The organism is Acidovorax sp. CCYZU-2555 (assembly GCF_018413525.1).
In the GTDB taxonomy this organism is placed as follows: domain Bacteria; phylum Pseudomonadota; class Gammaproteobacteria; order Burkholderiales; family Burkholderiaceae_C; genus Comamonas.
Genome location: NZ_JAHCDD010000025.1, coordinates 48,600 through 65,986 on the forward strand (window position 1 = coordinate 48,600; position 17,387 = coordinate 65,986).

Here is a 17,387-nt window from a genome sequence, read left to right on the forward strand (position 1 = left end):
CAGTCATGGAGGCGACGGATGTGATGCGGGAGTTTGCGCCGAAGTCCGATAAGTGAGCGAAGGGTAAGAAAGCACCTCAAAACAAACGGGCCTACGATTTGCTGTATATTTAAACAGTATTGCTAACAAATCCTCATTTGTAGCATCTTGTAATATCGGCTCCATCGGAGGAGCCAATGAGAACAGAAGTCGTGGACCCGCAACTCAAATTTGAGATCAAGAATGTTCGCCCGGTCGAGCTGAATGACTTGACGGAGAGTCTGCGCGCACTTGGTAATGAGTACCAGGATTTCATCAGCCGGGAGCATCCTGATGCCACTGCATCGGAGGTGCGGTTGTATGTCAATGAGGTCAAATCTGGAAGCGTTATCGCAACGCTCTGCGCAATGTCGCCTCTGCTGCTGGATGGCATAAGCTACGTCAACACGGTGGTGGATTTCACCGGCTTCTTGAAGCATGTTGTTAGCCGACTCTCCGGCGATGATGTCAATAGCGCTGGGGTTGAGGAGCTACTGCCTTCAACGCTGAGCAACGTGTCGCAAATTGTGGAGCCGATCGCCAAGGATGGCGGATCGCAACTCAATATTGGAACTCTGAACGTCACCGGAAATGTCTATCTCCAGGTTCCCAGCAAGGAAGCCAACGTTATTCAGAATCAGGCACGTAGGATTGCCGGTGAGCGTAAGGCCAAGACGAGCGGAAAGCACGAAAAAGTGGTTCTGCACTGGTTTCAAGCGCGAGCAGACAAAGACAGTAGGTCCGGAGATCGGGCAAAGATCGAGTCGATATCCTCAAAAGCAGTGAAGACGATTTGCGCAACGGAATCTTTGAAGTCCCGCATGGTCCTCTCGGATAAGAATCCTTTCAATGAGGCGTTTATTGTTGATGTGGTTGCAGAAACGATCAACGGCAAGGTCGTGGTCTACAAAGTCATCGAACTGCATGATCGATTCATGCCTGAAGAAGACGAACAAGAATCTGTGGCTGAGGCTTAGAGGCTGTCCGCCTCGCGTGGTTTGCTACCATCCTGCCAACTACAGGAGGGGATATGGGGAAACTTTTTGTGAGTGCAGTATGTCTTGCCGTGGCGACGCTTTCCTCCGCGCCGATGGTTTTTGCGCAAAAAACGCCGTACGGGTCATGTCAAGAGCGGTCTGAAACTTACCAGACGCGCTATGAGAGAAGCAGTCGTGCCAGCGACCTGGTTTGCTTCCAAAAGGCGCTTGAGCGGGAAATGCTAAATCCGAAGCAGTTCGATTGCCCGCGGTCTGCTGACCACTACCAATCGGCATACGAAAGAAACAGCAGATCGAGCGACTTGGTTTGCTTTCAACAAGCCCTTGAGCGAGAGATGCTTCGATGATTTAGAGCTCTGGACACATGCAAAGCCCTCGAAAGAGGGCTTTTTCGTTAGGTCAGGCGTCACCGGGATCAACAAGGACCTGTCCATCAGGCGTCATGTAGCGCCCTTCGCCAAGGTCTTTCAACTCAATGTCGTTGAGGAAGAATCTATCTTCCCCATTGATGATTGCAAGGCCAGGCCGCGGTGACTCAGGTCTGGTCGTTCTGCACTCGATTTTGTGGAACTTGCCTTCCTTGTCGTGTACGTAGATGTGGGAGATTTGGATGGGCATGGGCGTCCTCTGGTCTAGGATGGTGGTTTGGGTCTCTGGGCGGTGCCAGCTACATCGAGCTCACTCGGGCACAGAGATACTGGATAGGAATCTACCAATCGTGTCGATGATTTGGGGGCCTTTTTCAAGTCCGAGGTGGACCAGCTTCATTACGAGATGTTTGGTGCCCTCGGCAGGCAGTTCGCGAAGCTGATCGAAGAATCGCTTTTTCTCGTGCTGGTTGAAGGGGCGGGCCAAGTCATGACGCGCGCCGCCTTGGTTGACATATCCCGAAAAATGCAAGATCGGTCGATTGACAAATCGCGGATTTTGCAAGGTTCGCTGCTGCTGGCCGCGCTGGCTTTGGCCGGCTGCGCAACCTCGCCGCGCGTGGAGATCCAGGCCGTCAAGATGCCCGTGGCATGCCGTGAGGCAACCCCAGATCGGCCGAGCATGCCGACTGAGGCCCTTGCCGAAAACGCGGACCCGTTTGACCTGCTGCGCGCGGCCCTGGCCGAGATCGACCAGCGCGGGGGCTACGAGGTGAAGTTGGTCCCCGCGCTGGAAAACTGCAAGCGCCCGGTTATTTCGCCGACGCCGCCCGCTTTGCCGGGGCAGGGTGTGAGCGAGACTACGACGCGCTGATGGGGCCATAGCGCAGGCCGATCCGGATGAAGGCCTTGTCATTCCGCGGCAGCAAAGTGGAGCACCAACTGCCCTTCTCCCGAACCGGGGTGGCGCTTATTACCGCTTGCGAATTGACGCAAAACTCAGTCAGCATCAGACTTGCGTTTTGCGTGGTAACGAGCGCGGGTGGCTCGCGAACTTTTAGGAGTGCTTCGAATGAGTGTGGAGACGAGTAAATGCGGTGAATGCGGAGATATCGTGCTCAGTTCATTCTTGAAAACCCATACTTTTTATGTGCATGGCGAAGGCGCCAACCAAAACAAGCCTACAAAAGTGCGGACCAATCCCCGAAAGAGGACTTCACCGAGCCCCCTTGATGGGGATTTCATCGCTGATTTGTCGAGACCTGCGCTTCTTCCGCCTTCAACCCAGACGACTGGAAAAGATGGGGATCAGGGTGGTCGCTCATATTTCACCAACAGGGAGGGCATCAACCCGTCAGTCTGCGAGACACCAAGGAAGCTCCCGGGGAAATGTGAGCCTAATGCCGTTTGCGGTGCAAAAGAACTTCGCAGCAAGAGTTCGTCGTTTCTAGAGCCGGCCCCAAAACATCGCAAGTCATCGAAGACTGCGCGTAAGGCGGCAAAGGCAGCCGAAAAAGAGCGTGTAAAAAAGCTGCGTCATCTTCAACAAAAGAGAGAGCAGCAAGCCCGGAAGAGATTGAAAAGGTCGGTTGATACCTTGCTAAGTCTCGCCGCTCAGTCGAAGCTGCGCAATGGCCCTCGGATTAAGTCTCGCTTGTCCCCTGGCCTTAAACCCCTCCTCAGCAGAGCCCCTGGGTCTGGATCTATGTGGTCGGGTTCGCCTGGTCGGTGGGTGACGTTGGTGCGAGGGTGAAGCGATCAGCCACGGTTCGCCGAAAAGTGGCCGTCCCTGAACCTAAAAGCGAACCTAAACGAGCGAATTTCAGCGTAGTGGAACGTAGTCGATCAGAGCGAAGACTACGCTGGAACACGCCTGAACTACCCTCATCGGGCGTTCGAATCCCTCCATGCGGGGCCCATGAGCAGCTTAGGCTAGAACAGGGCGGGCGATGGCGCGACCTCCACTGGACCCTGGCTATAGTAGATACACACGACAGCGTGCGGGGCGTATCTCTTGCCGAGATCGACAGACGCGAGAGCTATGAGGCGAGGCTGGCCACCGCCCTGGAGAACGGCGAGCGCGCTTACTTTGTCGACGTTGCCCGCATCGCCGGGGCAGGCTGCGAGGGAAATTATGACGCGCTGATAGGGCAGCAGGGACGGGGATAAATTGGGGATAAAACAGGGGAGCGCAGGGGAGTCAGCGGGGGCGCCTCAAAGGGAGCCCACCCCCACCGACCCCCCGAATTCCCCTGCGGATTGGGCTGCATGCCCATTGCCTGGCCCAGCTTGTCCAGCCCAGCCCAGCCCAGCCCGGCCAGGCCCAGCGTGCGGCCCGCCAGCGATTGCGTGACTTCGGGCTGCCAATGGCCTTCGAGCAAGGCCTGGCGGCTGCGCGGCAGGCGCTTTGCCAAGGCCAGCATCAGCGCCCAGGCCAGCTCGGCCGTGGCACCAGCGCTTGTTTGGCTGCCGGGCGCGCCGCACACCGTGATGCCGCGCTGCGCGCAGGCCGCCATGTCGATGGCCGCATTGCGCATGCCGGTGGTCACCAGCAGCTGGAGATCGGGCAGGGCCGCGATCAGCTCCTGGGAAAACAGCGTGCGCTCGCGCATCGCCACGATCACCTGGTAGCCGGCAAAACGCGCGGCGCGCGCCGCCAAGTCGGGCAGGGCGTGTTCCAGCACGTCCACCTGGGTGTCGGGCAGCACCGACCAAACGGCCCACTCGCGCGCGCGGCCCTGGTAGTCGTCAAGCAGCAGAATTTTGAGCATGGTTCTTTCAGGCGTCCGTAGAGACAGGGGCGATGGGAAGCCGCGAGGCGGCGCGGCAGCAGCCAGCCACTCTAACGGGGCCTGGCCGCCAAGGCGAGGCGCATGCCGGCAAAGCTGCTATGGCCGCGCAGCTATGCCCGGCGACACATGCCAGCTTTGCCGCCCATCGCCTTGGACGGGCGGCATACGCTGCCTACACTTCGGGCCTTGCCTCAGCGCTATCGCCGGCGCATTACAACAATGGAGACATATTCCATGCAACGCATGCAATTCATCGCCGCACTCGTGCTGGCTTCGGCGGCCCTGACGGCAGCGCACGCGGGCGACGGCCCGGGCGGCTACCCCCACAAGCCCGTGCGCCTCGTCGTGCCGTTCCTCGCGGGCGGCGCCACCGACCTGATGGCGCGCAGCATGGCGCAGAAACTGGCCGATTCCCTGGGCCAGCCCGTGGTCGTCGACAACCGTGCGGGCGCGGGCGGCAGCATAGGCGCCGAGGCCGTCGCCAATGCGCCGAAAGACGGCTACACGCTGCTGTACTCCACCATGGGCGTGCTGACCATCAATCCCAGCCTCTACAGCAACCTCAAATACGACCCCGCAGCGAGTTTTGCGCCCGTGGGCCTGACCCACGTCACTTCCAATCTGCTGGTCGTGAACCCGCAGCTGCCGGCGAAATCGGTGGCCGAGCTGGTGGCGCTGGCGCGCAAGAAACCCGGCGGGCTGAGCTTCAGCTCGGCCGGCAACGGCACCAGCAGCCACCTTTCGGGCGAACTGTTCCAATCCATTGCCGGCGTCGACATGCAGCATGTGCCCTACAAAGGCAGCGCGGCCGGCCTGCCCGACCTGATCGCCGGGCGCATCGACATGACATTCGATACGGCCTCGAACTTCGTCGAGTACACGCGCAGCGGCAAGCTGCGGGCCCTGGCCGTGACTTCGCGCATGCGTTTGTCGGCCATGCCCGAAGTGCCGGCCATGGCGGAAACCCCGGGCTTCTCTGACTACGACGTCTCGCTGTGGCTGGGCGTGCTGGCGCCGGCCGGCACCTCCCCGGACATCGTCGCCTACCTCAACCGCCAGCTGGTCAAGGTGATGCGCGAGCCGGCCATGGAGGCTTCGCTCAAGCCCTACGGCATACAGCCTTTGCACAGCAGTCCGCAGGAGTTCGCCAAGGTCATAGACCAGGACCGCAAGAAATGGCAGGCGGTGGTGAAGTCGGCCAACGTGCAAGCCAATTGACTCCTTCTGGAAAACCCTAATGAAATGTTCAACCATTGCCGTTTCTTGACCCAGCGTCGCTTCAGCGACATATTGGAATCAGGTCAAGGCAGGTTGGACGCGGTGGAACACCAGACAAAGCCAGCAGGGCGTGCAACGCGCCCGTATCTTCCGCGCGTGACCAGGCCTTGGGCTGTTCGAGATTTCAACCCACTTTGACTCTCAAAGGCCACCGACATGACTGCTCCCAGCGAAGAAGCGACGCTTTTTTCCCACGTCAAGGAGGGCCAGACGCCGTGGCGTTCCGATGGATTGCGGGATTTTTTCCTCTACCGGGACCTGGGTGTCGCCGACGCCACCCACGGCCGCGTGATCGCGCATCTGGTCAAGGCCAACAAGCCGCCGGAAGAGGGCACGGGCTGGCACCGCCACATTGCCGATTTCCAGATCGTGCTCATGACCAAGGGCTGGGCGAAGTTCATGTACGAAGACCAGGAGACGCTGGTGGAAGCCGGCGACTGCGTGCACCAGCGTCCCGGCATACGCCACTACCTGTTCGACTATTCGCCAGACATGGAATATCTGGAGATCGTCAGCCCTGCCTTGTTCGGCACCGTGGAAACCGACGCCCCGTGCGCCGTGCCCACGCCGGCCGCCTGGCCGCCGGGAGCCTAGGGCCCGGCAATCATGTCTTGCGCTTGCGCTCCGGTCTGGGCGGCGTGTCGCTGAGGCTCTGGCCCAGCTGGTCGGCCGTGGTCCTGCCCAGCAGACCGGCGGCCTCCTCGATGTCCTTGAGCGCAAAGCCGGCAAAACCCAGCACGAACGCCTCGCGGTCATCGGCGCTGTGCACCTGCCTGGTTTCTGACAGCAGCACCAGCGCCAGGCCCGAAGCGTCGCGGATGCGGCGCGCTGCGTCGGCGGTCGTGCCCTGGGGCAGCCACGCCAGCAGGTGCGTGCCTTGGTCGGGCGCCGTGGCCGTGAGCAATCCTTGGCTGGACTGCGTCAACACGCGCACCAGCAGGTCTCGGCCGCGCCGGCATTCCCCGCGCACGCGGCGCAAATGCTGGGCCAGGCTGCCGTCCGCCATCAGGTCGGCCATCGCAAGCTCCAGCATCGTCGGAACGAACCGGTCGAAAGTGCTGCGCGCGGCCAGCACCGCCTCCAGTGCGGGCAGCGGGAACACCGCATAGGCCAGCCGCAAGGCCGGGTAGGCGCTTTTCGAAAAGCCGCCGATATAGATCACGCGCTGGCTACGGTCCAGCCCGGCCAGCGCGGTCAAGGGCGGGCCCCGGTAGCGAAACTCGCTGTCGTAGTCATCCTCCAGAATCCAGGCGCCGTGGCGATGCGCCCACTCGAGCAGCGCCAGACGCCTGGGCAGCGACATGACGCTGCCCGTGGGGAACTGGTGCGAAGGCGTGACATAAATCGCTTGGGCTGCGCCCAGCCCTTGGGGGCTCGCGAGTGCGGCAATGCCCTGGGCATCGACTGCGGCGGGCTGCGTTCTCAGTCCGGCCGCACTCAGGGTGCGCTGCGCAGCGCCATAGCCGGGATCTTCCACCCACGCCAACTGCCCCGGTTGCATGAGGGCCTGCGCGCACAGCCGCAGGGCTTGCTGCGTGCCGGTGGTGATGACGATTTGCTCGGGCGCGCAATGCACGCCGCGCGACTGCTTGAGCTCATGCGCAATCATGGCGCGCAGGCTCGCACTGCCGCGTGGATCGCCATAGCCCAGCACCGCAAGGTCATCGCCCAGCATATGCCGGCGCACCGCCGCGGCCAGGCGCTGCTGAAATGCCTTGTCCACCATGGGCATTCCCAAGGCAAAGGCCCTGAGGGGATTCGCCAGGGAGCCGGGCAGCACCTGCGGCGCAGAAGGCGTCGCGGCCTGACTTTGGCGCAGTCCGGGGGCGACAAAGCTGCCCGCGCCCACGCGCGCCACCACCAGGCCGTCCCCTTGCAATGACTCATAGGCGCCGACGACCGCATGGCGGGCCACGCGCAACCACTCTGCCAAGGTGCGGGTGGGCGGCAGCTGCGTGCCCGAGACCAGCGCGCCTTCGAGAATGGCATCGCGCAAGGCCGCATACACGCGCGCGGTCTGGCTTCCGCGGTAGGCCGATAACTGGCGCTCCAGATGCAGGAACGTGGCCGGCACATCGGCCCAATTGGTTGAAGAAAATGCGTTGGAATTGGTCATTGAATCAACCATTGGTCGAGGCGAGGATAGCGCACTTGCCCTCCTTCCATTCGATACAACGATGTCCCACGAAACCGCCACCTATCCCATCGACCCGGTCAACCGCGTCAAGCGCCTGCACGAGCGCGGCGCCTACGACCATGCAACCGTCCATGCGATCCTGGACGCCGCCGCATTGGCGCATACCTCCTATGTGCTCGACGGCCAGCCCTACTGCACCCCCACACTGTTCTGGCGTGAAGGCACGCGCCTGTATTGGCACGGATCGAGCGCCAGCCGCATGCTGAGGCACCAGGCGGGCGGAGTGCCGGTGTGCGTGACGGTGTCACACCTCGACAGCCTGGTGCTGGCACGCTGCGGCTTCAATCACTCGGTGGACTACCGCGCGGTCATGGCTTTCGGCCATGCCCATCAGGTCACCGACCTCGAAGAAAAGGAGCGCGCCTTGACGATGATGGTCGACCGCTTCTACCCGCAGCGCACCGCCACCCTGCGGCCCACCTCACGCCAGGAGTTCAAGGCCACGGCGGTGATGGTGATGGACATAGAGCGCGCGTCCGCAAAGACCCGCAGCAAGGGCCTGGCCGACGACCCCGAGGACCAGGATCTGCCCATCTACGCCGAACGCATCCCGGTCATGACCGTGCTGGGCCAGCCCGAGCCTTGCGCGCGGCTTTCGCCGGAGGTGGTGCGGCCGGCAACGCTTGCGCCGTATCAGGCGGGGGAACGGCTGGATGTGGCGCTGGCTGCGGCGCATCGGTTGGCGTATAGCTAGCCTGGCGAGATTTCAGCTTGTGGCTGGCGAGTCAACCTAAGGCTGGCCCGACACATGCTGTCTTGCGAGTTCTCTAGGCCAAACTGTCACCGGTGGGTATTGATCGCTGCCGTGCCCAAAGGGTTGGAGAAGGTATTCCGATGGAACGCCGGTCAGCAGCACGAACAGGATGGCGTTGGGGGGTGGCTTCATTGCTCACTAGGAGCTTGCGCGCACCGCCCTTGGAGAAGGCACAAAGGCCGGTGGCTGTAGCCGTCGCCACAGTTCATTGGTTACCGACCGGCGTTCCATGGGCCGCCGGCACCACTGCTCTGAGGGCGATTGCGAGGCAGTGGCGTTAGCGACTCTCATTGAATGTGACTGGCCGCGGTTTCCTGTTTCTTTGACGAACCACCACAGTGCCAGCGAGCTTGTCATGCCAGCCTTGCTTGCGGCCATCAAAAGCGACCCAGAAAATTCCCAGACCCAAAGGCAATCCTGCGAGGAAATAACCCAGATAGCGGCCGATGAACTGTCCAGTGGATGGAGCCGCCCCCGTCTTGGCGTCAACAATTCGGGCCGATACGGCCATTTTCCCCGGCGTGGCTTGTTTAGCTACCCAAAAAACAATGACCGCAACCATTGGGAAGACCCAAGAAAGCAACACATCCATTGGGCCTTTGACTATACCTTCTCCGTCCCAATAAGCATCGCCGTAGAACGCGGTCAACAGCGGCCAGATGACGATGCCGATCAGAACGGTATCTATCAATGACGCCCCGAAACGCGCCCAGAAACCCACGTACTCCAATTCATCCGCTTCCATTGAAACTCCTTTGATTAAGACCTGCTGTGATTTTTTGATATGGGGCGACCAGAGTCGTTTCAATCCGTGCTACATATGCTCTCGAAGACCAACGAAGGAATGGCTTCCAATCGCTTTCATTTTTTGAACTATTGGTAACAATTAGTATAACCCTGCTTGATGTGTAGACAGGTTGAATGGCGCTGATTTGCGTAGATCGCCTTTTGCGCATGAGGCTGTTGGTGGCTGCCGCCGTGGATTCGTTCCATTGCTACTGTGCCCGAGCGACGAAAGACAATATGCCAGGCACTCAATCTGACGAGGTTTCGCCCGATGCTGTCGCGTCTGGGCGAGTTGCTGGATGGCGAGCGGCAGGCCCAGGCAAGCCTCCGGCACCTCACGGCAGCGGCTGGCGCCGCCGCCCACTTTGGAACGCAATAAAAGCAGTTCTTCGGCCTTGCCGCGCGCCGGAGTCAGCTTGGCGGCGAAGCAGATGGGCGCGCGGCGCAGCAGGCTTCGACTGGGGACTCTGCGGATGACTGCAAAGGGTCGTTACCGCAGGTTGGCGGCCCGTTAGAACGCCCATAGTTCTCTGGGGATGCGAGTTTTTTGGTCGACAGAGAAAGAGCTGATTCGAAAGAGCTGCAGCCGCAGCATTCAATGCGCTGCCAATCCGTCCAACGACTGGTGCCGATAGCATCGGCTGATGCGTTGCCCGCTTGAGATGACAGCACCCAGCTTGAAGCGTTCAGAGAAGTCGGCTTTGCCGCGGGTGCTTTGTCGCACCTCGCCTCCGATTCTTTGGGGCGTGACATGAAGCAGTCATAGCCTCATCGACCGCCCGAGTGCTTGCCTGACTGGTCTAGAGTACGTCGCAGTCTTCCTTCATCGCGGGCAGCGGTTCAGACCGCTAGTTGGGAGTCCAATGTCCGATGCAACAAACTTCGCACCGACGGCCTCGACCCGAAGCGGTCCCAGACTGCGGTCGCTCAATATGAGCGAAGCGATATGCCCCATGTACCGTTTTTCTTGACCACGATCCAGAGGTTGGAGTGGCGACTCAGCTCTACATCTGTGGCTGAACGGCGGGTGTAGGTGACTAGGAAATGAACCTTGTCTTGGCTGGTCAGAACCGGAAGTTTCGATTCGTATCGGGTAGATGCCCAGCCTGTGCTTTGCAGCCGCTGGAAAAAATCTGCAGGATGCTGATCGGGCGCATCCCAAAGCAGGGTCTCGGACCCCGAAATCATCACATGCGGGAAATGAAGCCGTGCATCCATTCCCGCCAAATCTAGTGCATTGAATGCCTGCGTAAATTGGTCAAGGCAACGTGAGGCCTCTTCAACTACATCTGAGTCAATGGAGTTGTCGCTCGTTTGGCTCACAAAGGAAAGAAAGCTGCTCATATTCTGTTTCAGGCCACGGTTGCAAATAAGCAATTTTAAGCACAGCAGTGGTGATCCTCCGACTATCACGTGCAGGGCCGATGCTTTGGGTAACAGCCGATGCTCAGGTTGGTTCTTATGGAATCCGGATGTTAGGGGGGGTTACGATTTAGTACTGCGCATGCTTTGGACTGGTCTGAAATATATACTGAAATCAATAGAGTACTTCAGCAACTCAGGAAAGTGTGAGATTGCAAGGTGTCGCTCTCAAGCGGCGTTGGTAGCGCTGCAATCAATGGAGGCGCCAGCTCAGGCGTAGCAGGTCGCTTGTCGGGCGATCTGCAAACGGTTGGCTGAGAGAATTGAATGTGTGCCGTGGAAAGTTGTCTCTCATGGGCGCTGTACATTCTGCTAAGAGTCGTCAGCCATGACCTATTTTCAAAGCTGGAACGCATCATGAATTCAGCAGAAGTTTGATGGAAAATCAATCTGGAATGTGATGCCTATGACGGATGAATTCGGTAATATATCCTTTGGTTTTTTATGATGCCAAGAATATATTTGTCGCAGGAATGTCGCGTTCAGGCCGAAAAGGAGGCTGCAGTTTACGAGCGTTTGTGCAGGTAGACGCAACCGATCTGCGCAACCACATTCATCAAACATTGCAGCAGGTGTCGGTGTCTCATGGTATTGCGAAGACGTTGGTTGAGCTGCCTTGCGATGGGTTCGGACCAGCCCCCCTGCCATTTACCCCAGCCAAACCGGAACGGTCAACGTGTCAAAATCCAACGATGACCACCTCGACCTCCTCCTTTCTCTCCAACGCCGACGGTACCAAGGTCGCGACCTATACCTGGGCCGACGTTGTCGGCGCGCCCGTGGGCGTGGTGCAGATCGCCCACGGACTCGCCGAACATGGGGCACGTTACGACCGGTTTGCGAAGGCGCTCAATGCCGCGGGCTTTGTGGTCCATGCGGTAGATCATCGGGGGCATGGCCGTACTGCCGATGGGCGATTGGGTGACTTCGGCAAGGCGGGGTTTGACGGGCTGATTGCCGATATAGCCCAGTTCGGCGCCGCGCTGCGTGCGCAGCAGGGCGACCTGCCGCTGTTTCTGTTCGCGCATTCGATGGGGTCGTTTGCGGCGCAGGCGGCGATCATCGATCACGCAGCGACTTGGTCGGGCGTGGTGTTGTCCGGCTCGACTGCGCTCGACATGCTGGTCGCGGCAATGGCCAATGCGCCTGCCGACGCGCCGGCCGGGCTGGCGGCATTCAATGCGGGTTTTGAACACCGCACGGGCTACGAATGGCTTTCGCGCGACGCCGCCGAGGTGGATGCCTATGTGGCCGATCCCTGGTGCGGCTGGGACGTGCCGGCCGAGGTGATTCCCGCGCTGTTCGCGCCCGCGGCCCGGCTGGCCGACCCGGCGCAGCTGGCGCGCATTCGCAGCGATCTGCCCCTGCTGCTGGCTTCCGGCGACGCCGACCCGCTGGCCGGTGGCGGCGCACTGATCGAGTTGCTGGGCAAGCGCTACCGCGACGCGGGCATCGCGGATGTGACAGTCAAGCTGTATCCGGGCGCGCGCCACGAAATTCTCAACGAGACCACGCGCAATGAGGTGACGGCCGATATCGTGGCCTGGCTGCGCGCGCGCAGCTGACAGCAAGGACTTCAGTCCCGGCCGGCGTCTGCCTGCCGGCGGATGATTTCCTCGCGCACATTGCGCACATGGGCCATGGCTGCGGCGTCGGCCGCCGCGGCGTCGCCGGCGATCACCGCCTTGCTGATCGCGCGGTAGTCGGCCAGGCGGATTTTCTGCAGCGCGGGCAGCCGGTGCTGGGCGTACACGGTGGGCATCTGGATGGACGGGAACAGCCGGCGCAGTTCGCGGCTGCCCGCTGCGTCGAGCAGGGCGCGGTAGAAGTTGCGGCGCGCGCGCGCGAAAGCGTCTGCATCTTGCGCCTTTTCCGCGGCGACCAGCTGCTGCAGTCCGGTCTGTATGGGGAGCGGCGAATGCCCGGCGCGCACGCCTTGCGCGGCGCTGCGCGCGAGCAAGCCGGTCATGCGCTCGGCCACGTCGAGCACATGCAGGGTCTCTTGCAGCGTCAGCGACCGTATGGTCGCGCCCTTGTGCCGGAGCACATCGACGATGCCGTTGGCCGCCAGGCGCTGCATGGCCTCGCGCACCGAATTGCGGCCCACGCCGAACTGCACGGCCAGATCGGCCTCCACCAGGCGCTGGCCCGGCACAAAGCGCTGCACCTCCAGGCCATTGAAGATGCCGAAAAACACTGCGTCGGCGGCGCTGGCCACGGTCTGCGGGCGGGCGTCCTGCGCGTCTTCGGCGGCGTGATGGAGGGGGGCGGTGGTCACTGTCTGGATTTCTGTGGGGGCGCGCAAAGTGTACACAGCCGAGGCGTCTTCATCGCGTTTGTGGGACTATTTTTGTTTTCAACATTGTCCTACAATATTGAAAACATGCAGCCATGGCTTGGGTCGTCAAAGGAGACACATCAATGAACTTCGAATTGAGCGCCGAACTCTGTGCGCTGCGGGACAGAACGCGGCAATTCATCGCCGAGCAGGTGATTCCGCTGGAAAACGACGAGCGCCAGTCGCACCACGGCCCCAGCGAAGCGCTGCGCCGCGAACTGGTGGCGCGCGCCAAGGCCGCCGGCCTGCTCACGCCCCATGCCTCGACCGAAATGGGCGGCATGGGCCTGAGCCATGTGGCCAAGTCCGTGGTGTTCGAGGAGGCCGGCTATTCGTGGCTGGGCCCCACGGCGCTCAACATCCATGCGCCCGACGAAGGCAACATCCATCTCATGGAAGAAGTCGCCACGGCCGCGCAGAAGGCGCGTTGGCTGCGCCCGCAGGTCGAGGGCCTGACGCGTTCGTGCTTTGCCATGACCGAGCCTTCGCCCGGCGCGGGCGCCGACCCGTCGATGCTGACCACCACGGCGCAGCGCGACGGCGACGACTATTTAATCAACGGCGTGAAGTGGTTCATCACGGGTGCCGAAGGCGCGAACTACGCCATCATCATGGCGCGCATGGAAGACGGCTCGGCAACCATGTTCCTCAGCGACATGGATCGCCCGGAGATCACCCTGGAGCGCAATATGGACGCCATGGATGCCTGCTTCACCGGCGGCCATGGCGTACTGCGCTTCGACAACCTGCGCATTCCCGCCACCGACGTGCTGGGCGAGGTCGGCAAGGGCTTTCGCTACGCCCAGGTGCGGCTGGCGCCGGCGCGGCTCACGCACTGCATGCGCTGGCTGGGCCAGGCGCGGCGCGCGCACGACGCGGCGCTGGAATACACCCGCCGCCGCCAGGCCTTCGGCAAGCCGCTGGCCGAACACGAAGGCGTGGGCTTCATGCTGGCCGACAACGACATGGATCTGCACACGGCGCGGCTGCACATCTGGCACACCGCGTGGCTGCTGGACCAGGGCGAGAAATGCAATTTCGAATCGAGCCGCGCCAAGGTCGTGTGCTCGGAAGCGCAGTGGCGCGTGGTGGACCGCAGCGTGCAGATGCTTGGCGGGCAGGGCGTGACGGGCGAGTCGCCCGTGATGCGCATCTTCACCGACATGCGCGCGTTTCGCATCTATGACGGCCCTAGCGAAGTGCACCGCTGGAGCATGGCGCGCAAGCTGGTCCACATGGCCGAAAAGGCGGCGGAGGCAAGGGCATGAGCGGCGCCCACCTGGTGAGTTCCTTATGAGCGCAGCATCCACCGCATTGCTGCAGGAGCCGCTGAGCCGCTACTTGCGCGCGCAGGGCCTGGGCGGCGGCGAGCCGCTGGCGATCACTCCTTTGACTGGCGGGCAGTCCAACCCTACGTACAAAGTCATTGCGGGGCAGCGCAGCTATGTGCTGCGCACCAAGCCCCAGGGCCTGCTGGTGGCTTCGGCACATGCCATCGACCGCGAGCACCGCGTGATGAGCGCCCTGCAGGGCAGCAGCGTTCCCGTGCCGCGCATGTACGGCTATTGCGACGACGCGTCGCTCATCGGCACGCCGTTCTATCTGATGGAGTTTCTCGACGGCCGGGTGCTGATGGACCAGTCGCTGCCGGGCATGCAGCCCGCCGAGCGGCGCGCCATCTACCGCGAGATGAACCGCGTGATCGCCGCGCTGCACGGCGTGGACTACAGCGGCGCCGGGCTGGACAGCTTCGGCAAGCCGGGCAACTACTTTCTGCGCCAGATCAACCGCTGGACGCGCCAGTGCCGCGAGTCCACGCTGCCCTTCAACGACGCCATGCGCCGGCTGATGGACTGGCTGCCCGCGCATGTTCCGCCCGACGACGAGACCACGCTGGTGCATGGCGACTTCCGGCTGGACAACCTGGTGTTCCACGCCAGCGAGCCGCGCGTCATCGGCATACTCGATTGGGAGCTTTCGACGCTGGGCCATCCGCTGGCCGATTTCTCCTACCAGTGCATGTCCTGGCGCATTCCGCCGGCGCTGTGGCGCGGCATCGCCGGGCTCGATCTGGCGGCGCTGGGCATACCCGGCGAAGCCGAGTACGTGGACTGGTATGCGCAAGCCACCGGGCGCGATCCACGCGCGCACTGGGAGTTCTACATGGCCTACAACCTGTTTCGCATGTCGGCCATCCTGCACAGCATTGCGCAGCGCGCGGCCGACGGCAACGCGGCCGCCGATGACGCCGTGGAAACCGGCAAGAAGGCCGGTCCGCTGGCCGAGCTCGCCTGGGAATGCGCGCAGCGCTACGCCCGCTCCCGCGGCGCTCTCTGAGGCCGCTGCACCGCTAGCGCTTGGCGGGCGACGCCGGCAGAATCCATCCCGGATGCTGCTTGATCAGGCGCTGGCTCACGGCCTGCACCTGCTGCATCGCGGTGGTGGCGATGGCCGTGGGCGTGCCCAGGCGACGCGTCACGATGCCTACAGAGCGCAACGGCCCGTCCGAGATTTCAGAGGTCTGCAGGCCGTTGACGCTGGGCAGGGTCTTTATTCCCAGATAGGGCAGCACGGCCACGCCAATCTCTTTTTTCACCAGCGCGACGACGGTCGCCATCTGCTCCACCTGCATCTTGGGCCGGTATTCAATGCCGCGATTCAGATAGGCGGCGCTCATGTAGCGCATGGCGGTGCTGGCGTCGGTGAGCGTGATCAGCGGCAGGTGCATCAGCTCTTCCAGCCGGATACGGTGCGGCACCTGCGCCCGCCATTTGCCGTAGCTCAGCACGACAAACCGGTCGCGCAGCAGTTCTTCGTACGCCAGATCCGGATGCGCTGGCGCCACCGAGGCGAGTGCGAAGTCCACCTCATAGTTCATCAGACGCTGGATGCACAGGCTGTTGGCGCAGTCATGCAGCGTGATGCGCGGGGCGCTGATGGCGTGTTCCAGCGCGGCGCACACCTCGGGCAGAACGACCTGGGCCAGCGAGGGCCAGGCCGCGATCGACAGCTGCACCGCGGCCTGCTCGGCCGACGACTGCATGCGCTGCAGGCCCGCTTCGTACTCGCCGACGATGGTGCGGGCAATCGTCGCCAGTTGGGCGCCGCCTGCCGTGAGCTGCACGCTGCGCGTGGTGCGCTCGAACAGCGCCAGACCCAAGGTGGCCTCGAGGTCGCGTATCGCCTTGCTGAGCGAGGGCTGCGTCATGAACAGCTGCTCGGCCGTCTTGCTGAAGTTGAGCGACTCGCTGAGCGCCAGAAACATGCGCAGTTGCTTGGGGGCGATATTCATTCTTTTTGAATATAAATCAATAGATAGAAAGAATTTCAGAAATATATCCGAAACGCCTAGCATCCAACTGTCTCGAACATAGATCCCCGTGCGATCCGCACGAAACCTTACCCAGCAGCAGGAGTTGGCACGTGGCACGTATCCCTTACGCAGATTGTGAAAACGCGGCAGTGCGCCCCTTGGCCGAGCGCATCGTCGCCGAGCGCGGCGAAATTTTGCATCTGTACCAGATGCTGATGCACAGCGCTCCGCTGGCCGAAGGCTGGCTCAACTACCTCACGGCCGTGCGCCAGAAGACGTCGCTGTCCGGTGGCTTGCGCGAGCTGATCATCATGCGCGTGGCCTTGCTCAACAACGCGCCGTATGAAGCCGACCAGCATGCGCCCATCGCGCTGCAGGAAGGCGTTTCCCAGGCCAAGCTCGACGCGCTGGGCGAATGGCGCAGTTGCGGGCTGTTTGATGCGCAGGAGCAGGCCGTGCTGGCCTACACCGACGCGATGACGCGCCACATACAGGTGCCCGACGAGGTTTTCGCCGCCGTCAAGGCGCTGTACGCGCCCCAGCAGATGGTGGAGATCACCGCCACCGTGGCCGCCTACAACATGGTTTCACGCTTTCTGGAAGCGTTTCAGATTCATTCCCACGACGCGCGTTGAGGGGTGAGACGCAGACGGCGCGCGCCAAGACGTGCCGCTGCGGTTCTGGTTTTTACACACAACCACCAACGAGGAGACAAACCATGATCAAGAAACTCGCCTGGGCCGCCGCATTGCTTTTGCCGATGGCGGCAGGGGCGCAGGACGTCTGGCCCGCCAAGGCAATCGCCAAGTACGCGGGCAGCCCCAGGGTTTAGCTCGGGGTTGAGAGCGCGGACACCGTCGGTGTCCTAATGAGGGGTTTGCTGCTCTTCGATGTACTGGCGCAGGATGCCAATTGGCGCACCCCGCAGCTTGAAGCAAAGTAGGAAGGCGACCACAGAACGCCTCGGCGTTTAAGCCACGGGTGAAAGTCCCCAAACTGTTTGCGCAGCAGCCTCGACGACACGCCCTTGAGCGAAGCAACCAGAATGGACAGGGCCACTTTGGGCGGGTAGTTGATCAGCAGATGTACATGATCGTGTTCGCCGTTGAACTCCACTAACTGT

At 61.8% G+C, this 17,387-nt stretch carries 16 protein-coding genes and 1 pseudogene; 9 read left to right on the forward strand and 8 right to left on the reverse strand.

Annotation, left to right across the window (positions count from 1 at the left end):
- Window positions 1-176 precede the first annotated feature (176 nt).
- Complete coding sequence (locus KHY18_RS10965) at window positions 177-995, forward strand: hypothetical protein (protein ID WP_213299308.1); 819 nt, start codon at window positions 177-179, stop codon at window positions 993-995.
- A gap of 420 nt (window positions 996-1,415) precedes the next feature.
- Here KHY18_RS10965 and KHY18_RS10970 read toward each other — a convergent pair whose 3' ends face one another.
- A complete protein-coding gene (locus KHY18_RS10970; RefSeq protein WP_213299311.1) occupies window positions 1,416-1,634 on the reverse strand; it encodes a hypothetical protein in 219 nt (72 codons plus the stop codon).
- 135 nt (window positions 1,635-1,769) lie between these two features.
- Between KHY18_RS10970 and KHY18_RS10975 the strand changes: the two genes are divergently transcribed.
- Window positions 1,770-2,258 (forward strand): hypothetical protein, encoded by a 489-nt coding sequence (locus KHY18_RS10975; RefSeq protein WP_349630276.1) that lies wholly within the window; start codon window positions 1,770-1,772, stop codon window positions 2,256-2,258.
- A gap of 1,258 nt (window positions 2,259-3,516) precedes the next feature.
- Here the strand turns inward: KHY18_RS10975 and KHY18_RS10980 are convergent.
- Window positions 3,517-4,155, reverse strand: coding sequence for a Rossmann-fold NAD(P)-binding domain-containing protein (locus KHY18_RS10980; RefSeq protein ID WP_213299314.1), 639 nt, complete (start codon window positions 4,153-4,155; stop codon window positions 3,517-3,519).
- A gap of 255 nt (window positions 4,156-4,410) precedes the next feature.
- On the opposite strand from KHY18_RS10980, the gene KHY18_RS10985 reads away from it, so the two are divergent.
- Both KHY18_RS10985 and KHY18_RS10990 read left to right on the forward strand, forming a co-directional pair.
- On the forward strand, window positions 4,411-5,394 hold the full coding sequence (locus tag KHY18_RS10985) for a Bug family tripartite tricarboxylate transporter substrate binding protein (RefSeq protein WP_213299317.1): 984 nt from the start codon (window positions 4,411-4,413) through the stop codon (window positions 5,392-5,394).
- A 216-nt stretch (window positions 5,395-5,610) separates the two neighbouring features.
- On the forward strand, window positions 5,611-6,048 hold the full coding sequence (locus KHY18_RS10990) for a cupin domain-containing protein (protein ID WP_213299320.1): 438 nt from the start codon (window positions 5,611-5,613) through the stop codon (window positions 6,046-6,048).
- 10 nt (window positions 6,049-6,058) lie between these two features.
- Here the strand turns inward: KHY18_RS10990 and pdxR are convergent, their stop codons facing one another.
- Window positions 6,059-7,570: a MocR-like pyridoxine biosynthesis transcription factor PdxR gene (gene pdxR, locus KHY18_RS10995; RefSeq protein ID WP_213299323.1), complete on the reverse strand. Its 1,512-nt coding sequence runs from the start codon at window positions 7,568-7,570 to the stop codon at window positions 6,059-6,061.
- A gap of 61 nt (window positions 7,571-7,631) precedes the next feature.
- On the opposite strand from pdxR, the gene KHY18_RS11000 reads away from it, so the two are divergent.
- Entirely contained in the window at window positions 7,632-8,345 is a 714-nt protein-coding gene (locus KHY18_RS11000; RefSeq protein ID WP_213299326.1) for a pyridoxamine 5'-phosphate oxidase family protein, read from the forward strand.
- A 337-nt stretch (window positions 8,346-8,682) separates the two neighbouring features.
- Here KHY18_RS11000 and KHY18_RS11005 read toward each other — a convergent pair whose 3' ends face one another.
- Complete coding sequence (locus KHY18_RS11005) at window positions 8,683-9,150, reverse strand: RDD family protein (RefSeq protein WP_213299329.1); 468 nt, start codon at window positions 9,148-9,150, stop codon at window positions 8,683-8,685.
- A 968-nt stretch (window positions 9,151-10,118) separates the two neighbouring features.
- A complete protein-coding gene (locus KHY18_RS11010; protein ID WP_213299332.1) occupies window positions 10,119-10,535 on the reverse strand; it encodes a DUF6841 family protein in 417 nt (138 codons plus the stop codon).
- 770 nt (window positions 10,536-11,305) lie between these two features.
- Between KHY18_RS11010 and KHY18_RS11015 the strand changes: the two genes are divergently transcribed.
- Complete coding sequence (locus KHY18_RS11015; RefSeq protein WP_213299335.1) at window positions 11,306-12,178, forward strand: alpha/beta hydrolase; 873 nt, start codon at window positions 11,306-11,308, stop codon at window positions 12,176-12,178.
- Window positions 12,179-12,189: 11 nt separating this feature from the next.
- Here the strand turns inward: KHY18_RS11015 and KHY18_RS11020 are convergent, their stop codons facing one another.
- Window positions 12,190-12,891, reverse strand: a complete 702-nt coding sequence (locus KHY18_RS11020; protein WP_502768710.1) for a GntR family transcriptional regulator — start codon at window positions 12,889-12,891, stop codon at window positions 12,190-12,192.
- A gap of 143 nt (window positions 12,892-13,034) precedes the next feature.
- Between KHY18_RS11020 and KHY18_RS11025 the strand changes: the two genes are divergently transcribed.
- On the forward strand, window positions 13,035-14,219 hold the full coding sequence (locus KHY18_RS11025) for an acyl-CoA dehydrogenase family protein (RefSeq protein WP_213299338.1): 1,185 nt from the start codon (window positions 13,035-13,037) through the stop codon (window positions 14,217-14,219).
- 25 nt (window positions 14,220-14,244) lie between these two features.
- Window positions 14,245-15,288, forward strand: coding sequence for a phosphotransferase family protein (locus KHY18_RS11030; protein ID WP_213299342.1), 1,044 nt, complete (start codon window positions 14,245-14,247; stop codon window positions 15,286-15,288).
- A 13-nt stretch (window positions 15,289-15,301) separates the two neighbouring features.
- Here the strand turns inward: KHY18_RS11030 and KHY18_RS11035 are convergent, their stop codons facing one another.
- Complete coding sequence (locus KHY18_RS11035) at window positions 15,302-16,243, reverse strand: LysR family transcriptional regulator (protein WP_213299345.1); 942 nt, start codon at window positions 16,241-16,243, stop codon at window positions 15,302-15,304.
- Between the two features lie 131 nt (window positions 16,244-16,374).
- Here KHY18_RS11035 and KHY18_RS11040 point away from each other — a divergent pair, with 131 nt between their 5' ends.
- Window positions 16,375-16,899 (forward strand): carboxymuconolactone decarboxylase family protein, encoded by a 525-nt coding sequence (locus tag KHY18_RS11040; RefSeq protein WP_213299348.1) that lies wholly within the window; start codon window positions 16,375-16,377, stop codon window positions 16,897-16,899.
- A 230-nt stretch (window positions 16,900-17,129) separates the two neighbouring features.
- Here the strand turns inward: KHY18_RS11040 and tnpA are convergent.
- A pseudogene (gene tnpA, locus KHY18_RS11045) lies at window positions 17,130-17,387 on the reverse strand (IS200/IS605 family transposase); the annotation flags it as partial.